Genomic DNA, 22,900 nt, shown 5'->3' on the forward strand with positions numbered 1-22,900 from the left:
AATTCAGGAGTCGGCGCCGGCTGAGGGGCCGTTCGGGGTCAGGTACGGCGTGTCGGAAAGCTTCTGCCGCACGATCTCCTGAGTTGTGGAGGCGCGAGCTGCTCAAGGCAGGCGCCCGCTCCGCCGGGAGGCGGAGAAGCCGCTCCGTCGGGCGGGGGACGTCGGTCGGCGCCCCCGTCGATAGCGTGGGAGCGATACTCGAATCGACCCACCGAGAAGGATGCGCATGCTCGCCGACCTGCAGGACAACACCGCCACCGTCGCCCCGATCTGGCAGTGGCTCGTGATCATGCCCGCGGCGGCCGTGCCGTTCATCGAGTCGTACTTCGCGGCGCCGATCGGCATCCTCGCCGGTGCGTCGCCCCTCGTGGCGATCCCCGCAGCGATCCTCGGCAATGTGATCTCGATGGTGCTCGTCGTGCTGCTCGCCGGCCGAGTGCGGGGAGCGGCGGGAGCCCACGAGCAGCCGCTCTCACCGCGGCGGGAGCGTTTCAAGCGGCGCTTCGATGCGTGGGGCGTGCCCGGGGTGAGCCTGCTCGGCCAGACCCTGCTGCCGAGCCAGATCACGTCGGGCCTCATGGTCGGCTTCGGGGCGTCGCGCCAGCGCGTCATCCTGTGGCAGATCGTGTCGATCACGCTGTGGGGCCTCGGCTTCGGGCTGCTCGGACTCGGCTTCGTGGCGGCCGTCGTCGGTTGATCGCCCGCTAGTCCTGAGCCGGTGACGCGGAGAGCCGGGCGAGAACGGCGGCGGGGTCGAGGAACTCGCCCGTGCGCTCGACCTCGTGCACGAGCTCGACCATGAGCGCGTTCACGGGCGTCGCGACGCCGCCCTCGGCCCCGGCAGCCACGACGACACCGTTGAGGGCGTCGATCTCGGTGGCGCGCCCCCGACGGATGCTCTGCAACGTCGATGCCGGATTCGGCACGTCCCCCATCCTGGCGGCGAGAGCCCGCGGCACCGCCTCGCCCGCGGCAGGGTCGTCGCTCAACAGCAGCGCGACCTCGTCCGGCCCGACGGCTCCGATGCGTGCCAGGTGCAGACCCTTCGCCCGCGCGACGGTCGCCGTCTCCCGCATGCCGCGCGTGAGAACCGCGCGCAGTCCGTCGTGCGCGACGACCTCCTGCACGCTCAGCCGGGTGACCGCCGGCAGGGCGTTGACCTGGTTGACGAGCAGCTTCGTCCACTGCGCGCCCACGATGTCGTCGACCACGCTGACCTCTGCGGGGAGAGCCGAGCGCAGCGCGGGCAGCGCGACGGCGACCGCGGCAGGGTCACCACCCAGCACGAGCGGGTTCGGGCCCGTCACGTCGACGCGCCCTGGCTCGAGGAGGCTCGCGGCGAAGAGCGCCAGGCCGATCGCGACGGGGGAGTGCGGCAGAGCATCCCGCACCGCGGCCTCGCCCCCGAGGCCGTTCTGCACGACGAGCGCGGGCGTGCCGTCCAGGCGCGCCGCGGCCGCGAGAGCCGCCGTCGTGTCGTGCACCTTCGTCGTGACGACCAGGAGGTCGAGCGGGGCCGCGAGAGCCTCCACGACCCGAATACGGGCCAGGTGGTCGCCCCAGCCGCCGGTGAGCAGCAGCCCGTCGCGCGCGAGAGAGGCGCCGTGCTCGCCGCGCGCTGTCACGACCACGTCGTGCCCCGCGCGGTGGAGGAGCGCCGCGAGGGTGCCGCCGACGGCCCCGGCTCCGAGAACGGCGATGCGCATGCTCGGCATCCTACGCACTGCGCGCCGAGCGGTAGCGTGGATGCCGTGACTGCCGGGATGCTCTTCGTCGACAAGCCGCAGGGCCTCACGAGCCACGACGTCGTCGCCCGCGCGCGCCGTGCCCTCGACACGCGCAAGGTCGGGCACGCCGGCACCCTCGACCCGATGGCGACCGGTCTGCTGACGCTCGGCGTCGGCCCGGCTACGCGCCTGCTCACCTACCTCGTGGGCCTCGACAAGACGTACGAGACGACCATGAGGCTCGGGGTGGCGACGACGACCGACGACGCCGAGGGTGAGCCGATCGGTGCTGCCGACCCGGCGGCGCTCGAGGCGGTCACGCTGGAGAGGCTCGAGCAGGGCATCCGGAGCCTGACCGGCCAGATCGAGCAGGTGCCGAGCGCGGTGAGCGCCATCAAGGTCGACGGTCGGCGCGCCTACGATCGCGTGCGCGCCGGCGAGGAGGTCGAGCTCGCAGCGCGACGCGTGACGGTGAGCGCCTTCGAGGTGCTGGCCGTGCGTCGGCAGGCCGACGGCATCGAGGTGGATGCTCGCATCGACTGCTCGTCGGGCACCTACATTCGCGCGCTCGCGCGCGACCTCGGCGCCGATCTGGGTGTCGGCGGGCACCTCACGGCGCTCCGCCGCACGCGCGTGGGCCCGTTCGCCACGTCACGCGCCGTCGCGGTCGACGACATCACACCGGAGGTTCTCGTGTCGCCCGCCGAGGTGGCCGCACAGCTCTTCCCGGTCCTGACCGTGAGCGGCGACCAGGCGCGCGATCTCGGCCACGGCAAGACGCTCGCCCTGCCCGACGCGGCCGACGCCGAGCCCATGGCCGCGGTCGACGCGCGGGGGCGGCTCATCGCCCTCGTCGCCGTGCGGGCGGGCGTCGGCCGTACGCTGGTGGGATTCCCTCAGGAGGCAGCCGAATGATCGAGTGGTTCACCATCGCACAGATCGTCGTCGCGCTGCTCGTCGGGCTCGTGTGCCTCGTGCTCGGCGGCATCGGCACGCGCCCCAACGACGTCTCCGTGCTCGGCTCGGCGCTCGTCGCGGTGCTGCTGCTCGCCCAGATCGTCGTCTCCATCGTCGCGCCGTTCGCGGGCAACGCGCCCACGGGAGACCCGGTCGAGTACTGGATCTATCTCGTCACGGCGCTCCTGCTGCCGGTGCTCGCCATCATCTGGGCGCTCATCGACCGCTCCCGATGGGCGACCGTCATCCTCGGGGTCGCCGCGATCACGGTGGCGGTCATGCTCTACCGCATGCAGCAGATCTGGTTCGTGCAGATCTACACGCCCGTCGTGTAGGCGCGGCGGCGGTCGGGCGGCGTGTCAGGCGCGACCGTCAGGCGGCGTTGCGGGGCGTGGGCAGCGCGGCGATGGTGGCGAGCACCTCGTCGAGCCCGGCCACGAGATCGGGCACGACGAGAATCGCCTCGGTGCGCCGCAGCTCGTCGACCGTGAACGCCCCCGTCGCGACGGCGATGAACGGGATGCCCGCGGCCCGAGCCGCCTCGTCGTCGCGCGGGGTGTCGCCGATGATGACGAGGGTGTCGTCGGGGAGGGCCGCGCGGGCTGCCGCGGTGATCTCGCTGCGGTCGCGCGCCGTCGCGCCGAAGTACGAGCGCTCCCAGTCGAACGCCGCATCGCCGAGCGCCGCGGCGGTGAGCCCGGCGCCCTCGAGCTTGACCCGCGAGCGCGTGAGCGAGTTGCCCGTGAGGAGGGCGTTGCGCCACCCGCGGGCGGCGCACGCGCGCAGAGCATCCTCGACTCCCGGTGCGGTCTCGCGACGGTCGCCGCGCTCGGCGCGCTCCACCGAGAGCTCGTCGAGCACGGTGCGGGCGCGCTCGTGCCAGTCGTCCCCGTAGCCGAAGTGGGTGAGGATCTCGCTGAGGATGAGCCCGTCAGGCTTGCCGTGCGTGCGGGGCAGGGCCGGGCCGAGCTCGCGCTCCACGGCGCGCTCGACCGCCGAGTGGTACAGCTCACCGCCGCCGGAGTATGCGTTCAGCAGGAGGGTTCCGTCGACGTCCCAGAGGATGGTGGTGGTCACCCCTCCAGCCTGCCAGAGCGGCGCACGTGGCTCTGCACGGCCTCGGCGAGCTCGCGCGAGTCGGCGGCGATGCCGTGGATGATCGAGGAGTCGAGTCGGCGCTGCCAGGGCAGGCCGATCCAGTACAGGCCGTCGACGGGGGAGACGCCGCGGTCGTGGCGGGGTGCGCCGTGGTCGGTCAGGGCTCCGTCGACCTGCACGAAGGGGTAGTGGGCGCGGAATCCGGTGCCCCACAGCACGCCATCCACCTCGACCCGCGTGCCGTCCTGCAGCTCGAGCTCTCGACCGGCGGCGCCGACCACGCGGCTCGTGAGCAGCCGCAGGCGCCCTGCGCGGATGGCGCGCTTCGCCTGCGTGCCGAGGATGCCGTCCCCCCGCGAGTGGATGTACTCGCTGATGCGGCTGTCGGCGGGCGAGCTGAGGACGCCGAAGAGCTTCAGAGGCCAGTAGACGGTCACCCCGAGGATCCGTTCGGGAATGAACCACGGCTTCTGCGGCGCGATCATCGTCACCTCGTGCGTCGCCGACAGCTCGTCGGCGAGCTGCGCGGCCGAGTTGCCGCCGCCCACGACCGCGATGCGCCCGGGTAATAGATCCTCCGGGCCCTCGTACGCGGTCGAGTGCACCTGCACGACCTCGGGGTGCAGGCCCGCGGCGACTCGGGGCACGCGCGGGTACTGGAACGGACCCGTCGCGATGACGACAGCGCGCGCGTGCACGGTGCCGCGCGTCGTGTCGGCGACGAATCCGCCGCCGTCGCCGTCGCGCGCGATCGCCGTCACGCGAGTCTGCGCCACGACGGGCAGCGCGTTCTTCTCTGCGTACGCCTCGAGGTAGTCGGCGATCTCGTCCTTGGTGGGGTAGTAGCCCGCCGAGTCGGGCAGGGGCAGCCCCGGCAGCGCCGAGAACCGCCGCGGGGTGAAGAGCACGAGGCTGCGCCAGCGCGCCCGCCAGACATCGCCGACGCGCTCACGATCGTCGACGATCACGAAGGGCACGCCCGCCTCGCGCAGCCGGTAGCCCATACCGAGGCCGGCTTGCCCGCCGCCGACGATGAGCACGTCGGTGCTCTCGGGCAGCGCGCCGTCGTCAGGTGTCGTCGTCATGGCATGCACTCCACTCGCGTAGTTCGGCGTCGACGCCCCGACCGACGGGCGCGGCGCCTCCACAATTCAGGAGATCGGGATGCTCGCACCGCGCGACACGCCCGGCAGAGCATCCCGGCCCTCGTTCTGCAGTGTCGCCTCCTGAATTGTGGAGATGCCGCACGGCAGGCGGCGCCGCGCAGGTCGAGCGAGCGCGGGGCTGGGAGGATGGACCCGTGCCCAGTGCCCTGCCGATCGCCGACCCGGCCCCCGAGGACGGGATGCTGCCGCCGACTGTCGCGGAGGGCGCCGAGCAGCGCGACCTCGGCGTGTACCTGCACGTGCCCTACTGCCGCGTGCGGTGCGGCTACTGCGACTTCAACACGTATACGGCCGACGAGGTGCGCGGGGTGAAGCGCAGCGACTTCGCCGACCAGGCGATCGCCGAGCTGGACCTCGCCGCGCGCGTGCTCGATGCCGCCGGCCTGTCGCCGCGGCCCGCGAGCACGGTCTTCCTCGGCGGGGGGACGCCCACGATCCTGCCGCCCGCCGATCTTGCCCGCATGATCGGCGCTGTGCGCGACCGCTTCGGTCTCGCGCCCGACGCCGAGGTGACGACCGAGTCGAACCCCGACTCGATCGACGCCGCGGGCCTCGCCGCGCTCGCGGAGGCCGGCGTGACGCGCGTCTCGTTCGGCATGCAGTCGGCGGTGCCGCACGTGCTGCGCACGCTCGAGCGCACCCACGACCCCGAGAACGTGGCGCGCCGCGTCGCCGAGGCGCGCGCAGCCGGGCTCGCGGTGAGCCTCGACCTCATCTACGGCACGCCGGGCGAGTCGCCCGCCGACTGGGAGGCGAGCCTCGCGGCCGCGCTCGCCGAGCGGCCCGATCATGTCAGCGCATACGCCCTCATCGTCGAGGAAGGCACGAAGCTCGCCCGCCAGATCGCTCGAGGCGAGGTGGCTCCCGTGGACGACGACCTGCACGCGGCGGCCTACGAGGCGGCGGATGCTCGGCTCACGGCGGCCGGATACCACTGGTACGAGGTCAGCAACTGGGCGGCGTCACCCGAGCAGCGCTCGCGGCACAACCGCGCGTACTGGACGGGGCAGGACTGGTGGGGTGTGGGCCCCGGGGCGCACAGCCACGTCGGCGGGGTGCGCTGGTGGAACGTCAAGCACCCTCACGCCTACGCGCAGCGGGTCGGGGCAGGAGTGAGCCCCGCCACCGGTCGCGAGACGCTCGACGCCGAGACGCGGCGCGTCGAGCGCGTTCTGCTCGAGACGCGACTGCGCGAGGGGCTGGACCGCGAGCTGCTGACGCCTTCGGGGCGGCACGCAGTCGCGGGCCTGCTCGCCGACGAACTCATCGAGCCGGCCGCCGCCTTCGCGGGTCGCGTCGTGCTGACCCTGCGCGGGCGGCTACTGGCCGACGCTGTCGTGCGACGACTGCTGCCGGACTGAGCGAGCGGGTGAGCTAGGTGAGGAACTTGATCGCGACGGGGTAGTAGTACTCCTCGCCCCGGTTGGCCGCGATCGCGGCGATGATGCCGAACACGAGCACGAGGATGCCCACGGCGAGCAGCACGAGGAACCCGATGAAGACGAACACCGTGACGAAGCCGACGACGTAGCCGATGAGCATGGTGAGCTGGAAGTTGAGCGCCGTCGTGGAGTGCCCGCGGATGAACGGCCCGCGTTCCTTGAGCACGAGGTAGCCGATGAGGGCGGGCACGAAGCCGAAGAAGATGCCACCGACGTGGATGAGGGTCGCCCACAGCTTCTCTTCCTCGGGCCGCAGGGGAGCGGGTGCTGTGGCGTACGGGTTGACGGGCGGCTGCTGGCTCATGGGGCCATTAAACACCGAACGGGGCCCGGCGCGGTAGCGCGCGGGCCCCGTGGGCCGAAAGCGATGACCTACTTGATGAGGCGGATCGACACGGCGTAGCGGTACGCGGTGCCGTCCTTGGCCTTCGTGAAGCCCATGATCGAGAAGATCACGGCGAACACCCACACGGCGAGCGGGAAGATCCAGCCGATGAGCGCCCAGAGGCCGAGCGTCACGGCGCCGAGGATGGCGTTCAGGATGAAGATGACGACCTGCGCGATCGCCACCGTGATCTGGAAGTTCAGAGCCTCCTTGGCCTCCTGGTTCGTGAACGAACCACGGTCCTTGAAGACGAGCCAGATGATGAGAGCGGGCAGGAAGCCCAGGATTCCGCCGAGGTGGGCGAAGGAGGCCCACTGGCGGTCCTCGGTCTCGCTGAGGGGCTGGGCGGGCTGAGGAGCTGCGGGGGGCGGAGTGGACTCAGTCATGTGGGTGCTGCCTTTCAATCGTCCGAACAAGAGGGACCCGGGGTGGAGCCTGACGTGTGACTCGCATCGTTGCGGTGTACATAACTGCTCCGCGCGGTGCGAGCACATCAACACCGTAGTGCGCACCTTCGCCTGAGGCAACGATGCGCTCAGGGTGTGGCGGGGTAGAATTGGCAGTCAGTGGAATCGAGTGCCAGCGGCACGGCCACGACGACGGCCACGACATCGAGTACGACGAGGAGAGGGGTGACGATGGTTTCCGACCGCGCTCTGCACGTCTTGCGGGCCATCGTGCAGGACTACGTCGCCTCGCGCGAACCCGTCGGGTCGAAGGCCATCGTCGACCGTCACCAGTTCGGCGTCTCCGCCGCGACGATCCGCAACGACATGGCCATCCTCGAAGAGGAGGAGCTCATCTCGGCGCCCCACACCTCGTCGGGTCGGGTGCCGACCGACAAGGGCTATCGGGTCTTCGTCGACCAGCTCGCCGACCTGCGGCCGCTGAGCGCGGGTCAGCGCCAGGCGATCGCCGCCTTCCTCGATCAGTCGGTCGACCTCGACGACGTCTTCGCGCGCACCGTGCGCCTCCTCTCCTCGCTCACCAACCAGGTCGCGCTCGTGCAGTACCCGACGCTGGGCAACGCCCGGGTGCGGCACATCGAGCTCGTGCCCATGAGCCCTACGCGCCTCATGACGGTGTTCATCACCGACGGCGGTCGTGTCGACCAGCGCATGATCGAGCTGCCGGTCGAGGCCGACGAGGTCTTCGTGGGGGAGCTGAGGGCGAAGCTCAACGCCGCGCTCTCCGGCCGCGCACTCGCCGAGGTCGGCACCGTCGCCGGCACGCTCGACGGCCAGTTCGCCCCCGACCGGCGGGAAGCCGTGCGCGTCGTCGCGGATGCCCTGCTCGGGCACGTCGACGAGCACCGCTCCGACCGGCTCGTCATGGCGGGCGCCGCGAACCTCGTGCGCACCGAGCAGGACTTCGCCGGCAGCGTCTACCCCGTCCTCGAGGCGATCGAGGAGCAGGTGACGCTCCTGAAGCTGTTCAGCGAGATGCAGCTCGACAGCCAGGGGGTGTCGGCCCGCATCGGCCGCGAGAACGATGCGGCGCTGCACGAGGCCGCCGTCGTCACGAGCGCGTACAGCATGGGCCGCGACTCGAGCGCGAAACTCGGGGTGCTCGGCCCCACCCGTATGGACTACTCGAACAACATGGCAGCGGTCCGCGCCGTGGCGCGCTACGTGTCGCGACTGCTCGGTGAGGAATAAGTGGCAGACCACTACGAAGTGCTCGGAATCGATCGCGGTGCGAGCGCCGATGAGGTGAAGAAGGCGTACCGACGCTTGGCGCGCGAGCTGCACCCCGACGTCAACCCGAGCGGGGAGGCGGCTGAGCGGTTCAAGCAGGTCACGCACGCCTACGACGTGCTGAGCGACCCGCAGCAGCGCCAGCAGTACGACATGGGCGGCAGCGGCGGCATGGGCGGAGCATCCGGATTCGGAGGCTTCGGCGACATCTTCGAGACGTTCTTCGGCGGCGGCCAGTCGCAGCGCGGCCCCCGGTCGCGCCGCGAGCGCGGCCAGGATGCCCTCCTGCGCGTCGAGGTCGAGCTCGACGAGATCATCTTCGGCACCCACCGCGAGATCGAGGTCGACACGGCCGTGCTCTGCGAGACCTGCAACGGCTCCTGCTGCTCGCCCGGCACCGAGCCTGCCACGTGCGACATCTGCCGCGGCTCCGGCCAGATTCAGCGCACCGTGCGCAGCCTCCTCGGCAACGTGCTCACCTCGTCGCCGTGCGGCACCTGCCGCGGCTACGGCACCGTGATTCCGAGCCCGTGCCCCACGTGCGCCGGCCAGGGCCGCGTGCGCGCGCGCCGCACGGTCGCCGTCGACATTCCCGCGGGAGTCGATACGGGCCTGCGCATCCAGCTGCCCGGCCAGGGCGAGGTCGGCCCGGCCGGTGGCCCCAACGGCGACCTGTACCTCGAGATGAAGGTCAAGACGCACGAGACGTTCAGCCGCAACGGCGACGACCTGCTCGCGACCGTCGAGGTGCAGATGGCCGACGCGATCCTCGGCACGACGGTGACGCTCCCGGGTCTCGACGGCGATGTGAGCGTCGAGCTCAAGGCCGGCACGCAGAGCGCCGAGATCATCACGATCAAGGATCGGGGCATCACGCGACTGCGCGGCTCCGGCCGCGGTGATCTCAAGATCGGCGTGCAGGTCGTCACCCCGGCCCGTCTCAACAGCAAGGAGACCGAGCTCATCAAGCAGTTCGCCGCGAGCCGTCGGCCCGTGCCGCCGCAGTTCGCGACGTTCCAGCAGGGGCTCTTCTCCAAGCTGCGCGACCGGTTCCTCAACCTGTAGCCGAGCGCATGGCGCACTTCTACCTCGACGAGAGCCTCGCAGCGCAGCTGAGTGCGGCGGGCGAGGAGACCGGGGCGGTCGTCGCGCTGCAGGGCGCGGATGCCCGGCACGCCGTCACCGTCGCACGCGTGCGCTCCGGCGAGAGCCTGCGGCTCGGCGACGGCGCCGGACTCGTGCTGCACGGCACGGTGACCGAGGCGGACCCGGCCGCCGTCGCACTGCGGGTCGAGCGCGTCGAGCGCCACGAGCGGCCTGCGCCGCGCATCCTGCTCGCGCAGGCGCTCGCCAAAGGCGACCGGGACGAGCTCGCCGTGCAGGCCGCGACAGAGCTGGGCGTCGGCGGTGTCATCCCCTGGCAGGCCGCGCGCAGCGTGTCGCGGTGGGAGGGGCCCAAGGTCGCGAAGGGCGTCGCGCGCTGGCAGTCGATCGTGCGCGAGGCGAGCAAGCAGTCGTTGCGGCCGTGGCTGCCCGAGGTCGAGCAGCTCGCCTCGACTCGGGAGCTTGCGGCGCGAGCATCCGGTGCCGTCATGTTCGTGCTCGACACCGCGGGCGAGCGCCCGCTCACCGCCCTGACCGCGGCCGACCTGGGGGAGCGCGACCTCGTGCTCGTCGTCGGGCCGGAGGGAGGCATCACCGACGCCGAGCTCGCCGAGCTGGAGGCGGCGGGGGCCCACCGTGTGCGGCTCGGGGACACCGTGCTGCGCACGTCGACCGCGGGGCCTGCGGCGATCGCGCTGCTCAACGCCGCGCTCGGCCGCTGGTGACGGCGGCGGCGCGGCTTCTGCCCCTCGGCCGCCTCTCCGGCACCTGTCGGCTCCGCGCTCTAGACTGGACACCATGACGACGAGCGAGCCGACGATATTCGAGCGCATCATCGCGCGCGAGATTCCCGCCGACATCGTGCACGAGACCGACACGGTCATCGCCTTCCGCGACATCGCTCCGAAGGCGCCCGTGCATCTCCTCGTCGTGCCCAAGACCGCGCAGTACCGCACCGTCGCCGAGCTCGCCGCGGGAGACCCCGGCCTGCTCGCCGAGGTCGTCGCCGTCGCACAGGAACTCGCGCAGGAGCACGCCGACGGAGAGTTTCGCCTCGTGTTCAACACCGGCCCGAACGCGGGCCAGACCGTCTTCCACGTTCACGCCCACGTCCTGGCGGGCGGCCTAGCCGAAGGAACCCTTGCCGACTGACGATCTCGCGGCGAACAACTCCTCCGCCGCTGACGCGCCCAGCGCCCCTGCGACTCCTGCCCCCGCGACCGCGCGGCGATCTCTCGAGGTCGACGGTGTCGCGATGGTGCGGCTGCTCGGCCCGCAGGACCGCCTGCTCACCACGCTAGAAGCCCAGTACCCGCTCGTCGACGTGCACGTGCGCGGCAACCAGGTGACGCTCGACGGCGACGCCGACCAGGTCGACGCCGCCTATCGTCTCGTCGACGAGCTCATCACGATGGTGCGGCAGGGCCAGGAGCTCGGGCCGGCCGAGGTGACCTCGTCGAAGCGCATCCTCGATGCCGGCGCTGGCAGCCCCGCAGAGGTGCTGAGCCAGGCGATCCTCACGAGCCGCGGCAAGAGCATCCGCCCCAAGACTCTCGGCCAGAAGGCCTACGTCGACGCGATCGATCTCAACACGATCGTCTTCGGCATCGGCCCCGCCGGTACCGGCAAGACGTACCTCGCCATGGCGAAGGCCGTGCAGGCGCTGCAGCGCAAGGAGGTCGAGCGCATCATCCTGACCCGCCCGGCCGTCGAGGCTGGTGAGAGGCTCGGGTTCCTGCCCGGCACGCTCACCGACAAGATCGACCCATACCTGCGGCCGCTCTACGACGCGCTCAACGAGATGATGGACCCGGAGCTCGTGCCCAAGCTGCTCACGACGGGCGTCGTCGAGGTGGCACCTCTCGCGTACATGCGCGGGCGCACGCTCAACAACTCGTTCATCGTCCTCGATGAGGCGCAGAACACGAGCCCCGAGCAGATGAAGATGTTCCTCACGCGGCTCGGCTTCGGCTCGAAGATGGTCGTGACCGGCGACATCACGCAGGTCGACCTGCCTGTCGGTGCCAGCGGGCTGCAGCTCGTGACGCGCGTGCTCGGTGAGATCGACGACATCCACTTCGCCCGCCTGACCTCCGACGATGTCGTGCGCCACTCGCTCGTCGGCCGCATCGTCGACGCCTACACGAAGTACGACGCGCAGAAGCAGGCGCAGCAGTACGAGCGCGAGCACGGCCGTGGTGCCGACGGTGGCGCGGATGCTCCCGGCGGCAACCGCGCAGAGCGTCGCGCCGGGCTCGGCGGCGCCCGAGGCGGCGGCGCGCAGCCCCGCGACCGGTTCCCCCGCCGGCCGCGACCCGAGACCGGAGGGCGCTGACGTGTCGATCGAGATCAACAACGAGTCGGGCTTCGACGTCGACGAGTCTGCCCTGCAGCGCCTCGTGCTGCACGCCTTCGACGCGTTGAGAGTGCACCGCGACGCCGAGCTCGCGATTCAGCTCGTCGACGAGGGCGCCATGGAGCGCCTGCACATCGAGTGGATGGACGAGCCTGGCCCGACCGACGTGCTGAGCTTCCCCATGGACGAGCTGCGCCCCGGCAGCGATGAGGAGCCCACGCCGCCCGGCCTGCTCGGCGACATCGTGCTGTGCCCGCAGGTCGCGGTCGGGCAGGCCGAGGCCGCGGGCCACTCGACGCTCGACGAGCTTCTGCTGCTGACCACGCACGGGCTGCTGCACCTGCTCGGATTCGACCACGCGGAACCCGAGGAGGAGCGCGAGATGTTCGGGCTGCAGCGCGACATCCTCGTGAGCTTCGCCCTCGACGAGCGGAAGCGCCGGCCGTGACCCTCGCGGTCGTCTTCTTCATCGTCGCCTTCGGGCTCGTCGCCTTCGGCGGTCTGCTCGCCGCGATCGACGCAGCCCTGAGCGTCGTGAGCCGCAACGACCTGCTCGACCTTGCGCCGGCGCGTCCGCGCCCGAAGCGGCTCTACGCCGTGGCGGGCGATATCGGCGCGCACGTCAACGCGCTCAACTTCCTCCGCATCGTCGCCGAGACATTCGCCGCGGTGCTCGTGACCCTCGCGCTCGCCTCCCTCTTCGAGGAGTGGTGGACAGCCCTCGCGCTGAGTGCCGCGATCATGATCATCGTCTCGTTCATCCTCGTCGGCTCGAGCCCGCGCAGCGTCGGCCGCGCGAACCCTCGCGGGATGCTCCGCTACACCGATTGGCTCATCCGAGGCGTCCGGCTCATCACGGGGCCCATCGCGGACGCCCTCGTCGCGGTCGGCAACCGTGTGACGCCTGGCCGCCCGAAGAGTGCCACCTTCTCGAGCGAGGAGCAGCTGCTGAGCATGGTCGACGAGGCCACCGACCTCGACGTGCTCGACGCCGACGACCGCGACCTCATCCGCTCCATCTTCGACTTCAACGAGACGATCGTGCGCGAGACGATGCTGCCGCGCACCGACATGGTGACGATCGAGCAGGGGTCGACCGTGACCGACGCCATGGCGCTCTTCCTCGCGAAAGGCGTGTCGCGCATCCCCGTCATCGGGGAGAGCAGCGATGACGTGCTCGGCATCATCTACCTGCGCGACGCCGCGCGGCTCGCCTACGAGCAGCCCGCAGCGTGCGCGACGACGAGCGTCGAGGAGCTCGCCAAGCCGGCCCTGTTCATCCCCGAATCCAAGAAGGCCGACGACGCCCTGCGCGAGATGCAGCTCGCCTCCAACCACATGGCGCTCGTCGTCGACGAGTACGGCGGCATCGCCGGCCTCGTCACGATGGAGGATCTCATCGAGGAGCTCGTCGGCGAGATCAGCGACGAGTACGACCGCGACGTCGCCATGTCTGAGCAGCTGAGCGACAACGAGTTCCGCGTGAGCGCGCGCATGCCCGTCGACGAACTCGGCGACCTGTTCGGCATCGAGCTCGACGACGACGAGGTCGACACGGTCGGCGGCCTCCTCGCGAAGCATGTCGGCCGCCTTCCCGTCGTGGGGTCGACGACCGAGGTCGACGGCCTGCACCTCACGGCCGAGCGCACCGAGGGTCGACGCAAGCGCGTGGTCACGGTGCTCGTCTCGGCCGACCAGGCCCTCATCGACGCGAAGCTCGCCTTCGCGAACTCGGCCGACACCGGGTCGACCCCGAACCAGGATGCTCGGCTCGAGCAGCACGGCAGCCCCTCGTGACCGCTCCAGGGCAGGAGGGCGCCGGCGAGCACCGCGCCGGCTTCGTGACCTTCGTCGGCCGCCCCAACGTCGGCAAGTCGACCCTCACGAACGCGCTCGTCGGCGAGAAGGTCGCCATCACGAGCTCGAAGCCGCAGACCACGCGGCGGGCGATCCGGGGGATCGTGCACCGGGCATCCGGCCAGTTGATCGTCGTCGACACGCCCGGCATGCACCGCCCGCGCACGCTCCTCGGCGAGCGGCTCAACGCCGTCGTGCAGGACACTCTCGGCGACGTCGACGTCATCGGGTTCTGCGTGCCGGCGGGGGAACCGATCGGGCCAGGCGACCGGTTCATCAACGAGCAGCTCGACAGCTTCGCGCGCACGCGCAAGATCGCGATCGTGACGAAGACCGACGACGCGTCGCGCGCGCGGGTCGCCGAGCAGCTGCTCGCCGTGTCGCAGCTGCGCGAGTGGGACGCGGTGATCCCGCTCTCGGCCGTTACGGGCGACCAGGTCGACCTGCTCGCCGACGAGCTCATCGCCCTCATGCCCGTCTCGCCGCCCCTGTACGAGGCGGATGCCGTGACCGAGGAGACCGCGATCGACCGGGTCGCCGAGCTCATCCGCGAGGCCGCGCTCGAGGGCGTGAGCGACGAGCTGCCCCACTCGCTCGCCGTGACCGTCGACGAGATGACCGAGCGCTCGGGCTCGGCCGTGCTCGACATCTTCGCCAACGTCTGGGTCGAGCGCGACAGCCAGAAGGGCATCATCATCGGGCACCGCGGTGCGCGCCTCACCGAGGTCGGCACGCGCGCCCGCCACTCGATCGAGGCGCTGCTCGGCCGCCGCGTGTACCTCAAGCTGCACGTCAAGGTCGCCAAGGAGTGGCAGCGCGACCCCAAGCAGCTCGGCAAGCTCGGCTTCTAGGGTCGCGCGGGTGCGCCCCGCTCCCGAGTGCGGCAGATTCGCCTCGAAAGTGGCGAACCTCGTTGGTCAAGCGCCCATTCGCGCCAGATCTGGCCCAGAATGCGGGATGCTGCGCTCGGGCTCAGCGGCGTGGCAGCAGGCCGTGGTCGTGCGCGTAGAGCACGACCTGCACGCGGTCGCGCAGCCCGAGCTTGGCGAGGATGCGCCCCACGTGCGACTTCACGGTCGCCTCGGAGACGAACTCGCGCGCGGCGATCTCGGCATTGCTCAGCCCCTGTGCGACGGCCGCGAAGATCTCGCGCTCCCGCTTGCTGAGGGCGCCGAGCTCGCGCTCGTGGGCCGCGGCGACTGCGGTGGCGTCGGGCCGCGGTCGAGCATCCACGTGGGCGAGCAAATCGCCGATCGCCCCGGGGGCGACGACCGCGTGACCGCCGTGCACGGCGCGGATGGCGGCGAGCAGGAACTCGGGCTCGGCATCCTTGAGCAGGAACCCGCTCGCGCCCGCGCGGATCGCCCGCAGCGCCGCATCGTCGAGGTCGAAGGTCGTGAGCACGATGACGCGCGGCGGGGTGCGGCCCGACTCCTCGGCACTGCGCAGAATGCCCGCCGTGCCGGCGATGCCGTCGGCCCGGGGCATCCGGATGTCGATAAGCACGACGTCGGGGCGCTGCTCGGTGGCGACGACCACTGCCTCCGCGCCGTCACCGGCCTCGCCCACCACGGTCAAGTCGGGCTGCGAGTCGATGAGCATGCGCACCCCGCGCCGGAACAGCGGCTGGTCGTCGACGAGCAAGACGCGGATGGGGGTGCTCACGAGCGCAGGCTCCACGGCAGGGCCGTCGCGAGGTCGGTAGTGCGGGGGATCGAGACGAAGGTGAGCTGCACGACGATGGGCGCGGGAGGAGGCGGGGTCGTCACGCGCTCACCTCCGCCGACTCGCTGACGTGGGCCGACCGAGTGACCTCTCCCGGCTCCGCAGGCTCAGGGCTCGGCTCGAGGGGCAGGCGCAGCCGCACGCGAAACGTCTCGCCCTCGTGCACGCTCAGCACGCCGCCGGCGAGGGTCGCGCGCTCGCGCATCCCGTCGATGCCGTGGCCGCGGTGCGGCGGCTCGGCAGACTCGGTGTGCTCGGCGGCTGCGCTGGCCGGTGCGGCGTTCGTCACGACGAGGTCGACGGCGTCGGCGCCCCACTCGAGCTCGACGACGGTCGGCTCGTCGCGCGCGCCGTGCCGCAGCGCGTTCGTGAGCGCCTCCTGCAGGATGCGGTAGAGCGCGAGCGCACGAGCCTCGGTCAGGTGGCCGCGGTCGCCGAACTCTCGCTCGGCGAGGGTCAAGCCTGCCTCGCGCATCGAGTCGAGCAGGGCGCCGAGGTCGTCGACTCCCGGTTGCGGGCCGTCTTCCTGCGTGTGGCGCAGGCCCGTGAGCAGCACGCGCACGTCGGCGAGGGCATCCCGTGCCGTCTGCGCGATCGTCTCGAAGGCATCGGCGGCCTGCTCGTCACGCTGCGCCGTCGCATATCGGGCGCCGTCGGCCTGCGCGATCACGACGGTGAGGGAGTGCGCCACGACATCGTGCACATCGCGCGCCACGCGTGTTCGCTCGGCTTCGAGGTCGGCGCGGGTGAGGGCGGCGTCGCGCTGGGTGGCGGTCTGCTCCACCTCGGTCGTCAGGGTCCGGCGTGCTCGTGCGCTGCGCAGCAGCTCGCCCCCGAACCAGGCGAGCGCTGGCATGAGCAGGACGAGGAGACTCAGCGGGCCGAGACCATAGCCGACGTACCCGATACCGCCTGCGATGAACGCGACGGTCAGCGCGAGGGCGAAAGAGCGCCCCAGCCAGCGGACCTGATCGGAACCGTAGGCGACGGCACCGAAGACGGCGATGTAGATCGGGAACCATAGGGCTCCGTTGGGCGTGCCTCCTGACCACCCGGCGAGGGAGACGACCACGATGGGGGCCGCTGAGATGAGGAGGCCCCACAACGGGCGGATGCGATGCAGGGCGACTCCGGCGCCGAGTGGAAGGAGGAGTACGCCGACGAGGTAGTTGCCGGTGACGCTCGTCGCGTAGTACGCGGCCGTGAACGAGAACAGCACTCCCACCGAGATCTCTGAGATGAGTCGCAGTCGAGTGGCGTGGCGAGAGAGGCGGTCGAGCACTGAGTCGATCATGTCCGCCACGCTAGGGCCCGCGCGGCTCGCGGTCGCCCGAAACGCGCGCCGGTCACCCCTGCGGGGGAGCAGTTTCATCCGAAAGGCTGAGGTCGAGCATCCCGTCGCCGCCATGTGGCGCGTCAGAGGCCCAGATTTGCCCCAAAAGGGGTGATCGCGCGTCGGTGAGCGCCCATGTGCGCCAGATCTGGCACGAAAGGGCGGCGCGACGCGGCGTTGGCGGGCTCGCGGGGCGCGGGTGTACCCTGGAGGCGTGTTCGGCCAGCTCCTTCTTCGCTGCCGCGACGAGGCTTAGTCCACCAGCCTCCCTCGTCGCGGAGTTTGTCGTCGGCTGAAACCCCGACCCGCGCAGAGCGGTACAGACGAGACCAGCAGGAGCACATCATGGAGAACCGCCAGCAGCCCTCCGGCATGCCGACCCAGAAGTACACGCCGTACCACGAGCAGATCCGGGTCGAGCTACCCGACCGCACGTGGCCGACGAAGCGCATCACGCACGCACCGCGCTGGTGCGCCGTCGACCTGCGCGACGGCAACCAGGCCCTCATCGACCCGATGAGCCCCGAGCGCAAGCGGGTCATGTTTGACCTGCTCGTGCGCATGGGGTTCAAGGAGATTGAGGTTGGGTTCCCGAGCGCGAGCCAGACCGACTTCGACTTCGTGCGCACGCTCATCGAGGATGACCTCATCCCCGATGACGTGACCATCCAGGTGCTCACGCAGTGCCGTGAGCACCTCATCCAGCGCACCTACGAGTCCATCAAGGGCGCGAAGCGCGCGATCGTGCACTTCTACAACTCGACGAGCGTGCTGCAGCGCGAGGTCGTGTTCCGCAGCGACCGCGAGGGCATCAAGCAGATCGCGCTCGAGGGCGCGCGCCTGTGCCGCTCGTTCGAGTCGATGGTGCCGGGCACCGAGGTGTTCTACGAGTACAGCCCCGAGAGCTACACGGGCACCGAGCTCGAGTACGCCGTCGAGGTGTGCAACGCCGTGCTCGACGTGCTCGAGCCGACCTCTGAGCGCAAGGTCATCATCAATCTGCCCGCGACGGTCGAGATGGCGACGCCGAACGTCTACGCCGACTCCATCGAGTGGATGAACAGGCACCTCGCCCACCGCGAGAACGTGATCCTGAGCCTGCACCCGCACAACGACCGGGGCACCGCCGTGGCCGCCGCCGAGCTCGGCTACCTCGCGGGGGCCGACCGCATCGAGGGCTGCCTGTTCGGCAACGGCGAGCGCACGGGCAACGTCGACCTCGTCGCGCTCGGCATCAACCTCTTCACGCAGGGCATCGACCCGCAGCTCGACTTCAGCGACCTCGACGAGATCAAGCGCACCGCCGAGTACTGCAACCAGCTCAAGGTGCACGAGCGCTCGCCCTGGGCGGGCGACCTCGTCTACACGGCCTTCAGCGGCTCGCACCAGGACGCCATCAAGAAGGGCTTCGAGGCGATGGATGCTCGGGCCGCCGCCGCGGGAGTGACGAGTGACGACATTCCGTGGGGCGTGCCCTACCTGCCCGTCGACCCCAAGGATCTGGGGCGCTCGTACGAGGCGGTCATCCGCGTCAACTCGCAGTCCGGCAAGGGCGGCGTCGCCTACCTGCTCAAGACCGACCACAAGCTCGACCTGCCGCGCAAGCTGCAGATCGAGTTCAGCCACGTCGTGCAGGCCAAGACGGATGCCGACGGCGGCGAGGTCACGAGCGACCAGATCTGGGAGATCTTCCAGGACGAGTACCTGCCCGCCCCCGACGCCGACGCCAAGTGGGGGCGCTTCGAGCTGCTCTCGACGCGCACTGCCTCCGACATGACGGGCGAGGTCACGCTCAACGCGACCCTGCGCGACGGAGAGGAGATCGCCGCGACCGAGGCGACCGGCAACGGTCCCGTCGCGGCGTTCCTCAGAATGATGGAGCACCAGGGCATCAGCATCCGCCTGTTCGACTACGTCGAGCACGCGCTGAGCGCCGGCGGGGATGCTCTGGCCGCGAGCTACGTCGAGCTCGAGGTCGACGGCCGCACGCTGTGGGGCGTGGGCATCGACGCCGACATCTCGACGGCGTCGCTCAAGGCCGTCGTCTCGGCGGTCAACCGTGCCATCAGGCTCGACGCCTCCGACCGTGAGGGCGAGCTCGTCGGCGCCTAGTGCGGGCGCCGCTCGGCGGCGGCCCGGTGACGGGCTGCCGCCGCATCCCGCCGCCCCGATCTCCACAATTCAGGAGTCGGTGACACGGCGCGGCCGTCGACACGCCGTGAGAGCGCGGCCACGCGCGAGCGTGCGGCGCCGTCTCCTGAATTGTGGAGACGAACGGGGTGCTGGAACGTCCGTCGGCGGGTGGTCGCGGCCCAGTCGGCGAAGCGGATGCCCGGCCCGGGCACCCCGGTGGTGTGCAGCCCGGCGCGGTAGGCGGCGACGAGCGTGCCGGGCGCGCGCCATTCGACGACCCGGCGTGGGGCCGCCTCTGCCGACGCGCCGTGCGCGACGAGCCACTGCTGGGCGAGCTCGGCCATCGGCAGCACTTCGGGGCCGCCGAGGTCGTCGACACGCTCGTTCACTGGCTCCGCGGCCGCGAGCGATACGAGCCGGTCGGCGACCGCCGCGGTGCTGATGGGCTGGAACGGCGTGTCGAGCGCGTTCACGCGCGGCAGGAGTCGCTGGGCGCGGAAGAACCCCGCCACGAAGTCGTGGAACTGCGTCGCCCGCAGAATCGTGAACGGCACGCCGGAGCCGGCGACGAGTTCCTCGTACGCGAGCTTCGCGCGGTAGTAGCCGAACGGCACGGTGTCGACGCCTACGATCGACAGGTACACGAGGTGCTGCACCCCCGCGGAACGAGCGGCGTCGACGAGGTGCTGGGTCGCACGAGCATCCGACCGTCGGTTCGTGGCGAGGTGAAGCACCGTGTCGACGCCGTCGAGTGCCTCCCGCAGGCCGACTCCCGACTGCAGGTCGGCGACGACGTGCGCGTCGCCGAGACGGCGGCTCAGGATGCGCGGCTCGACGCCGGCTGCGCGCAGAGCTTCGACGGTGGGGCGGCCGAGGGTTCCGATGCCGCCGGTGATGAGCAGGGCCACACTCGAATTCTGTCGCAGTCGAGCGGCTACCCGTGCGGCCGGCTCGCCCCGGGGATGGGGGAGCGACGCCGCACGCGGGCCGCGGAGCTGACGACCGGGATCGACGAGGTCGTCGGGTGCAGGTGGATCACGCCGGTGGATGTCGTGACCGTGCGGCTGCCGTCGTCCGGCGCAGGGTCGTCGTCGCGCCTTCCGCGCCGGGGGATGGAGGGCAGCCTGGGCAGGCGCGTGATCGCGCGCTGCTCGGGCAGGCTCCAGCCGAACAGCACCGACGCCATGCGCACCCCGAAGGTGATCGCGACGCCGGCCGCGCCCGCCACGAAGACGTCGACGTCGAACGCCAGGAGAACGGCGATGGTGCCCGAACCGGCCGCGGCAGCGACCGCGTAGAGCGAGCCGACGTGCATGAGCGCGATGGGCAGGTTCAGTAGCAGGTCGCGCAGAATCGAGCCGCCGACCGCCGCGAGAACTCCGACGAAGATGGCGGCGACCTCGGGCAGCCCGAGAGCGAGCGCCTTGGTCGTGCCGATGGCGCCGAAGAGGCCGATCGTGAGCGCGTCGAGCGCGGTGATGAGCGGGTTGACCCGTGCGAGCACGCGCTCGAGCAGCATGCCGAGGAGCGCCGCGCCGGTCGCGACGACGACGTACCAGTTGGTCTGCAGGGTCGCGAGCGGAACGTTGAGCAGCAGGTCGCGCAGCAGACCGCCACCGAAGCCGACGACGAGGCCGATGATGGCGACCCCGAGCCAGTCGAGCCTGCGGTCGCGGAACTGCGCCGCGAACAGCGCCCCCTGCAGTGCCCCGATGCCGACGGCGAGCAGGTCGGCCCACAGCGGGATCACGAAGAGGTCGTCCACGTGACCATTCTGTCGCTCTGCGCTGACTGCGCACCGCCCGCGAGCATGCTGACCACGTGCCGGGAAGGGCTCACGCGTGTTCGTGTGTCTCTGACCTGAACTGGTAGACTCTGTTCTAGTCACAGTGACTCTAAGTAGGATCACGGGCCGCGAACGAGAGGGGAATCAGGATGTCCGCCACCGCATCCGACATCGCCCTCGCGGTGTCGACCGTCATCTTCGCGCTCCGCCCCGACGATCAGGGCGGCGACGAGAGCCCCGCGCCCGGAGTGTGGCTGCCGCTCGTGCGGCGCATCCGCGAACCGCACCTGGGTCGGTGGGCGCTGCCCGGCGGATCCGTCGTCGTCGACGAGAGCCTCGAAGCCGCGGCGCGGCGCACTCTCGCCGAGACCACGCAGCTCGAGCCCACCTACCTCGAGCAGCTGTACGCCTTCGGTGACGTCGACCGTTCGCCCGACCGGCGCATGGTCTCGATCGTGTACTGGGCGCTCGTGCGGCCCGACGAGGCCGAGAAGGTCAGCCTGGGGGAGAACGTGCGGTGGTTCGCCGCCGACGACCTGCCCGAGCTCGCCTTCGACCACAACCTCATCGTCGACTACGCCCTGTGGCGCCTGCGCACGAAGATGGAGTACTCGCGCATCGCGCACGCCTTCCTCGGCCCCATGTTCACGCTCGCCGAGCTGCGCAGCGTGCACGAGGCCGTGCTGCAGAGGCCGCTCGACTCCGCGAACTTCCGACGCCAGATGGAGTCGTCGGGCGCGATCGTCCCCACCGACCAGGTCGTCACGGGAGGCCGCCACCGGCCCCCGAGGCTGTACCGCTACAACTCCGACATCGAGCTCGTCGATGTCGGGCCGCTCACCCTCAGGAGCCCGCAGTGACCACCACTCTCGACACGACCATCCGCGCGATCACGAACGGCCAGGCGCCGGGCGAGACGTGCACTCCCGAGCTCGCGAAGGGGCCGTGGGAGTTCGACGCGACCCCAGGCTACGGCCCCGGCTCGTCGATGTTCGACGTGATCCCGACGGGGTCGCCACGGCAGGGGGCGCTGCCGGCCGCCTACCAGGACGCGTCGCCGGGGGACCTGCACCGGCGCATCCACGAGGCGAAGGATGCTCTCGGCGACCGCCTCGTCATCCTCGGGCACTTCTACCAGCGCGATGAGGTCGTGCAGCACGCCGACTTCCTCGGCGACTCCTTCCAGCTCGCCAACGCCGCCCTCACGAAGCCCGACGCCGAGTACATCGTGTTCTGCGGTGTGCACTTCATGGCCGAGACGGCCGACATCCTCGCCCGGCCCGACCAGACGGTGATCCTGCCGAATCTCGCCGCCGGCTGCTCGATGGCCGACATGGCCGACGAGGACTCGGTCGAGGCGGCGTGGGAGGAGCTGCTCTCGGTGTACGGCGACGAGCCCGACGCCGACGGTCGCGTGCCCGTCATCCCCGTGACCTACATGAACTCGTCGGCCGCGCTCAAGGCGTTCTGCGGCAAGCACGGCGGCATCGTCTGCACGTCGTCGAACGCGGCCACCGTGCTCGAGTGGGCGTTCGAGCGCGGGCAGCGCGTGCTGTTCTTTCCCGACCAGCACCTCGGGCGCAACACGGCGAAGGCCATGGGCGTGCCGCTGGAGCAGATGCCGATGTGGAACCCGCGCAAGCCGTTCGGCGGTTCGACGCGCGATGAGCTGCTCGACGCCCGCGTGATCCTGTGGCACGGCTTCTGCAGCGTGCACAAGCGCTTCACGGTCGACCAGGTGGCGGCGGCGCGCGAGTCGCACCCGGGGGTGCGCGTGATCGTGCATCCCGAATGCCCCATGCCCGTCGTGGACGCGGCCGACGAAGCCGGCTCGACCGACTACATTCGGCGCGCCGTCGCCGACGCGACCGAGCCCACGACGTTCGCGATCGGCACCGAGATCAACATGGTCAACCGGCTCGCGGCCGAGTACCCGCAGCACACGATTTTCTGCCTCGACCCCGTCATCTGCCCGTGCTCGACCATGTACCGCATTCACCCCGGGTACCTCGCGTGGGTGCTCGAGGAGCTCGTGGCCGGACGCGTCGTGAACGAGATCGCGGTCGCGTCCACAATTCAGGACGACGCGCGCGTCGCGCTCGAGCGGATGCTCGCCGCCAAGCCGCGGAGCTGA

The 22,900-nt window shown here is 70.9% G+C and carries 23 protein-coding genes and 1 pseudogene; 15 read left to right on the top strand and 9 right to left on the bottom strand.

Features of this window, described 5'->3' with window-relative positions; genetic code table 11:
• Nucleotides 1-226 precede the first annotated feature (226 nt).
• A complete protein-coding gene (locus HUJ41_RS05300) occupies nucleotides 227-697 on the top strand; it encodes a small multi-drug export protein (protein ID WP_179873641.1) in 471 nt (156 codons plus the stop codon).
• Between the two features lie 7 nt (nucleotides 698-704).
• On the opposite strand, the gene HUJ41_RS05305 is transcribed toward HUJ41_RS05300, so the two are convergent.
• The gene (locus tag HUJ41_RS05305) at nucleotides 705-1,706 is read right to left on the bottom strand and encodes a ketopantoate reductase family protein (RefSeq protein WP_179873642.1); all 1,002 of its coding nucleotides are present in this window, start codon (nucleotides 1,704-1,706) and stop codon (nucleotides 705-707) included.
• Between the two features lie 57 nt (nucleotides 1,707-1,763).
• On the opposite strand from HUJ41_RS05305, the gene truB reads away from it, so the two are divergent.
• Entirely contained in the window at nucleotides 1,764-2,642 is an 879-nt protein-coding gene (gene truB / locus HUJ41_RS05310; RefSeq protein WP_179873884.1) for a tRNA pseudouridine(55) synthase TruB, read from the top strand.
• Complete coding sequence (locus HUJ41_RS05315) at nucleotides 2,639-3,019, top strand: hypothetical protein (protein ID WP_179873643.1); 381 nt, start codon at nucleotides 2,639-2,641, stop codon at nucleotides 3,017-3,019. The genes truB and HUJ41_RS05315 overlap by 4 nt, the downstream gene beginning before the upstream one ends.
• Nucleotides 3,020-3,056: 37 nt before the next feature.
• On the opposite strand, the gene HUJ41_RS05320 is transcribed toward HUJ41_RS05315, so the two are convergent.
• Entirely contained in the window at nucleotides 3,057-3,761 is a 705-nt protein-coding gene (locus HUJ41_RS05320; protein WP_179873644.1) for an HAD family hydrolase, read from the bottom strand.
• Nucleotides 3,758-4,867 (bottom strand): flavin-containing monooxygenase, encoded by a 1,110-nt coding sequence (locus tag HUJ41_RS05325; protein WP_179873645.1) that lies wholly within the window; start codon nucleotides 4,865-4,867, stop codon nucleotides 3,758-3,760. Before HUJ41_RS05325 ends, HUJ41_RS05320 begins: the two co-directional genes overlap by 4 nt.
• Before the next feature lie 215 nt (nucleotides 4,868-5,082).
• Between HUJ41_RS05325 and hemW the strand changes: the two genes are divergently transcribed.
• Nucleotides 5,083-6,309 (top strand): radical SAM family heme chaperone HemW, encoded by a 1,227-nt coding sequence (hemW, locus tag HUJ41_RS05330; protein WP_179873646.1) that lies wholly within the window; start codon nucleotides 5,083-5,085, stop codon nucleotides 6,307-6,309.
• A 13-nt stretch (nucleotides 6,310-6,322) separates the two neighbouring features.
• Here the strand turns inward: hemW and HUJ41_RS05335 are convergent, their stop codons facing one another.
• Entirely contained in the window at nucleotides 6,323-6,694 is a 372-nt protein-coding gene (locus HUJ41_RS05335) for a DUF4870 domain-containing protein (protein ID WP_179873647.1), read from the bottom strand.
• A 68-nt stretch (nucleotides 6,695-6,762) separates the two neighbouring features.
• Entirely contained in the window at nucleotides 6,763-7,161 is a 399-nt protein-coding gene (locus HUJ41_RS05340; protein ID WP_152583044.1) for a DUF4870 domain-containing protein, read from the bottom strand.
• 252 nt (nucleotides 7,162-7,413) lie between these two features.
• Here HUJ41_RS05340 and hrcA point away from each other — a divergent pair, with 252 nt between their 5' ends.
• The 8 genes from hrcA to era all read left to right on the top strand — a co-directional run bounded on the left by hrcA (nucleotide 7,414) and on the right by era (nucleotide 14,640).
• Nucleotides 7,414-8,433, top strand: coding sequence for a heat-inducible transcriptional repressor HrcA (gene hrcA, locus HUJ41_RS05345; RefSeq protein ID WP_179873648.1), 1,020 nt, complete (start codon nucleotides 7,414-7,416; stop codon nucleotides 8,431-8,433).
• Nucleotides 8,434-9,537 carry a molecular chaperone DnaJ gene (gene dnaJ, locus HUJ41_RS05350; protein WP_152583042.1) on the top strand — a complete coding sequence of 368 codons (1,104 nt, stop codon included), beginning with the start codon at nucleotides 8,434-8,436 and terminating at the stop codon, nucleotides 9,535-9,537.
• Nucleotides 9,538-9,545: 8 nt separating this feature from the next.
• On the top strand, nucleotides 9,546-10,301 hold the full coding sequence (locus tag HUJ41_RS05355) for a 16S rRNA (uracil(1498)-N(3))-methyltransferase (protein ID WP_179873649.1): 756 nt from the start codon (nucleotides 9,546-9,548) through the stop codon (nucleotides 10,299-10,301).
• 73 nt (nucleotides 10,302-10,374) lie between these two features.
• Nucleotides 10,375-10,728 carry a histidine triad nucleotide-binding protein gene (locus HUJ41_RS05360; protein ID WP_179873650.1) on the top strand — a complete coding sequence of 118 codons (354 nt, stop codon included), beginning with the start codon at nucleotides 10,375-10,377 and terminating at the stop codon, nucleotides 10,726-10,728.
• Between the two features lie 103 nt (nucleotides 10,729-10,831).
• Nucleotides 10,832-11,911, top strand: a complete 1,080-nt coding sequence (locus tag HUJ41_RS05365; protein ID WP_179873885.1) for a PhoH family protein — start codon at nucleotides 10,832-10,834, stop codon at nucleotides 11,909-11,911.
• A 1-nt stretch (nucleotide 11,912) separates the two neighbouring features.
• Nucleotides 11,913-12,380, top strand: coding sequence for an rRNA maturation RNase YbeY (gene ybeY, locus HUJ41_RS05370; protein WP_179873651.1), 468 nt, complete (start codon nucleotides 11,913-11,915; stop codon nucleotides 12,378-12,380).
• Nucleotides 12,377-13,729, top strand: a complete 1,353-nt coding sequence (locus HUJ41_RS05375; RefSeq protein ID WP_179873652.1) for a hemolysin family protein — start codon at nucleotides 12,377-12,379, stop codon at nucleotides 13,727-13,729. Before ybeY ends, HUJ41_RS05375 begins: the two co-directional genes overlap by 4 nt.
• Complete coding sequence (gene era / locus HUJ41_RS05380) at nucleotides 13,726-14,640, top strand: GTPase Era (RefSeq protein ID WP_179873653.1); 915 nt, start codon at nucleotides 13,726-13,728, stop codon at nucleotides 14,638-14,640. Before HUJ41_RS05375 ends, era begins: the two co-directional genes overlap by 4 nt.
• Nucleotides 14,641-14,761: 121 nt before the next feature.
• Here the strand turns inward: era and HUJ41_RS05385 are convergent, their stop codons facing one another.
• Entirely contained in the window at nucleotides 14,762-15,454 is a 693-nt protein-coding gene (locus tag HUJ41_RS05385) for a response regulator (RefSeq protein ID WP_179873654.1), read from the bottom strand.
• A 100-nt stretch (nucleotides 15,455-15,554) separates the two neighbouring features.
• A complete protein-coding gene (locus HUJ41_RS05390) occupies nucleotides 15,555-16,808 on the bottom strand; it encodes a sensor histidine kinase (protein WP_179873655.1) in 1,254 nt (417 codons plus the stop codon).
• Nucleotides 16,809-17,192: 384 nt separating this feature from the next.
• On the opposite strand from HUJ41_RS05390, the gene leuA reads away from it, so the two are divergent.
• On the top strand, nucleotides 17,193-18,959 hold the full coding sequence (leuA, locus tag HUJ41_RS05395) for a 2-isopropylmalate synthase (protein ID WP_179873656.1): 1,767 nt from the start codon (nucleotides 17,193-17,195) through the stop codon (nucleotides 18,957-18,959).
• Here leuA and HUJ41_RS05400 read toward each other — a convergent pair.
• Together HUJ41_RS05400 and HUJ41_RS05405 are read right to left on the bottom strand one after the other, a co-directional pair.
• Nucleotides 18,956-19,888, bottom strand: coding sequence for an SDR family oxidoreductase (locus HUJ41_RS05400; protein WP_179873657.1), 933 nt, complete (start codon nucleotides 19,886-19,888; stop codon nucleotides 18,956-18,958). The two genes, leuA and HUJ41_RS05400, sit on opposite strands and share 4 nt — an antisense overlap.
• Nucleotides 19,889-20,109: 221 nt before the next feature.
• A pseudogene (locus tag HUJ41_RS05405) lies at nucleotides 20,110-20,745 on the bottom strand (trimeric intracellular cation channel family protein); the annotation flags it as partial.
• A 170-nt stretch (nucleotides 20,746-20,915) separates the two neighbouring features.
• On the opposite strand from HUJ41_RS05405, the gene HUJ41_RS05410 reads away from it, so the two are divergent.
• Entirely contained in the window at nucleotides 20,916-21,626 is a 711-nt protein-coding gene (locus tag HUJ41_RS05410; RefSeq protein ID WP_179873659.1) for an NUDIX hydrolase, read from the top strand.
• Nucleotides 21,623-22,900 carry a quinolinate synthase NadA gene (gene nadA / locus HUJ41_RS05415; protein WP_179873660.1) on the top strand — a complete coding sequence of 426 codons (1,278 nt, stop codon included), beginning with the start codon at nucleotides 21,623-21,625 and terminating at the stop codon, nucleotides 22,898-22,900. Before HUJ41_RS05410 ends, nadA begins: the two co-directional genes overlap by 4 nt.

The organism is Microcella indica (assembly GCF_013414345.1).
Lineage (GTDB): Bacteria > Actinomycetota > Actinomycetes > Actinomycetales > Microbacteriaceae > Microcella > Microcella indica.

What these genes read in the sequence shown, in the direction of transcription:
- HUJ41_RS05305 (WP_179873642.1), bottom strand. Translation starts at nt 1,706, where the DNA reads ATGCGCATCGCCGTTCTCGGAGCCGGGGCCGTCGGCGGCACCCTCGCG.
- HUJ41_RS05315 (WP_179873643.1), top strand. Translation starts at nt 2,639, where the DNA reads ATGATCGAGTGGTTCACCATCGCACAGATCGTCGTCGCGCTGCTCGTC.
- HUJ41_RS05365 (WP_179873885.1), top strand. Translation starts at nt 10,832, where the DNA reads ATGGTGCGGCTGCTCGGCCCGCAGGACCGCCTGCTCACCACGCTAGAA.
- HUJ41_RS05410 (WP_179873659.1), top strand. Translation starts at nt 20,916, where the DNA reads ATGTCCGCCACCGCATCCGACATCGCCCTCGCGGTGTCGACCGTCATC.
- HUJ41_RS05340 (WP_152583044.1), bottom strand. Translation starts at nt 7,161, where the DNA reads ATGACTGAGTCCACTCCGCCCCCCGCAGCTCCTCAGCCCGCCCAGCCC.
- HUJ41_RS05355 (WP_179873649.1), top strand. Translation starts at nt 9,546, where the DNA reads ATGGCGCACTTCTACCTCGACGAGAGCCTCGCAGCGCAGCTGAGTGCG.
- HUJ41_RS05325 (WP_179873645.1), bottom strand. Translation starts at nt 4,867, where the DNA reads ATGACGACGACACCTGACGACGGCGCGCTGCCCGAGAGCACCGACGTG.
- HUJ41_RS05300 (WP_179873641.1), top strand. Translation starts at nt 227, where the DNA reads ATGCTCGCCGACCTGCAGGACAACACCGCCACCGTCGCCCCGATCTGG.
- HUJ41_RS05390 (WP_179873655.1), bottom strand. Translation starts at nt 16,808, where the DNA reads ATGATCGACTCAGTGCTCGACCGCCTCTCTCGCCACGCCACTCGACTG.
- HUJ41_RS05360 (WP_179873650.1), top strand. Translation starts at nt 10,375, where the DNA reads ATGACGACGAGCGAGCCGACGATATTCGAGCGCATCATCGCGCGCGAG.
- HUJ41_RS05335 (WP_179873647.1), bottom strand. Translation starts at nt 6,694, where the DNA reads ATGAGCCAGCAGCCGCCCGTCAACCCGTACGCCACAGCACCCGCTCCC.
- truB (WP_179873884.1), top strand. Translation starts at nt 1,764, where the DNA reads ATGCTCTTCGTCGACAAGCCGCAGGGCCTCACGAGCCACGACGTCGTC.
- leuA (WP_179873656.1), top strand. Translation starts at nt 17,193, where the DNA reads ATGGAGAACCGCCAGCAGCCCTCCGGCATGCCGACCCAGAAGTACACG.
- hrcA (WP_179873648.1), top strand. Translation starts at nt 7,414, where the DNA reads ATGGTTTCCGACCGCGCTCTGCACGTCTTGCGGGCCATCGTGCAGGAC.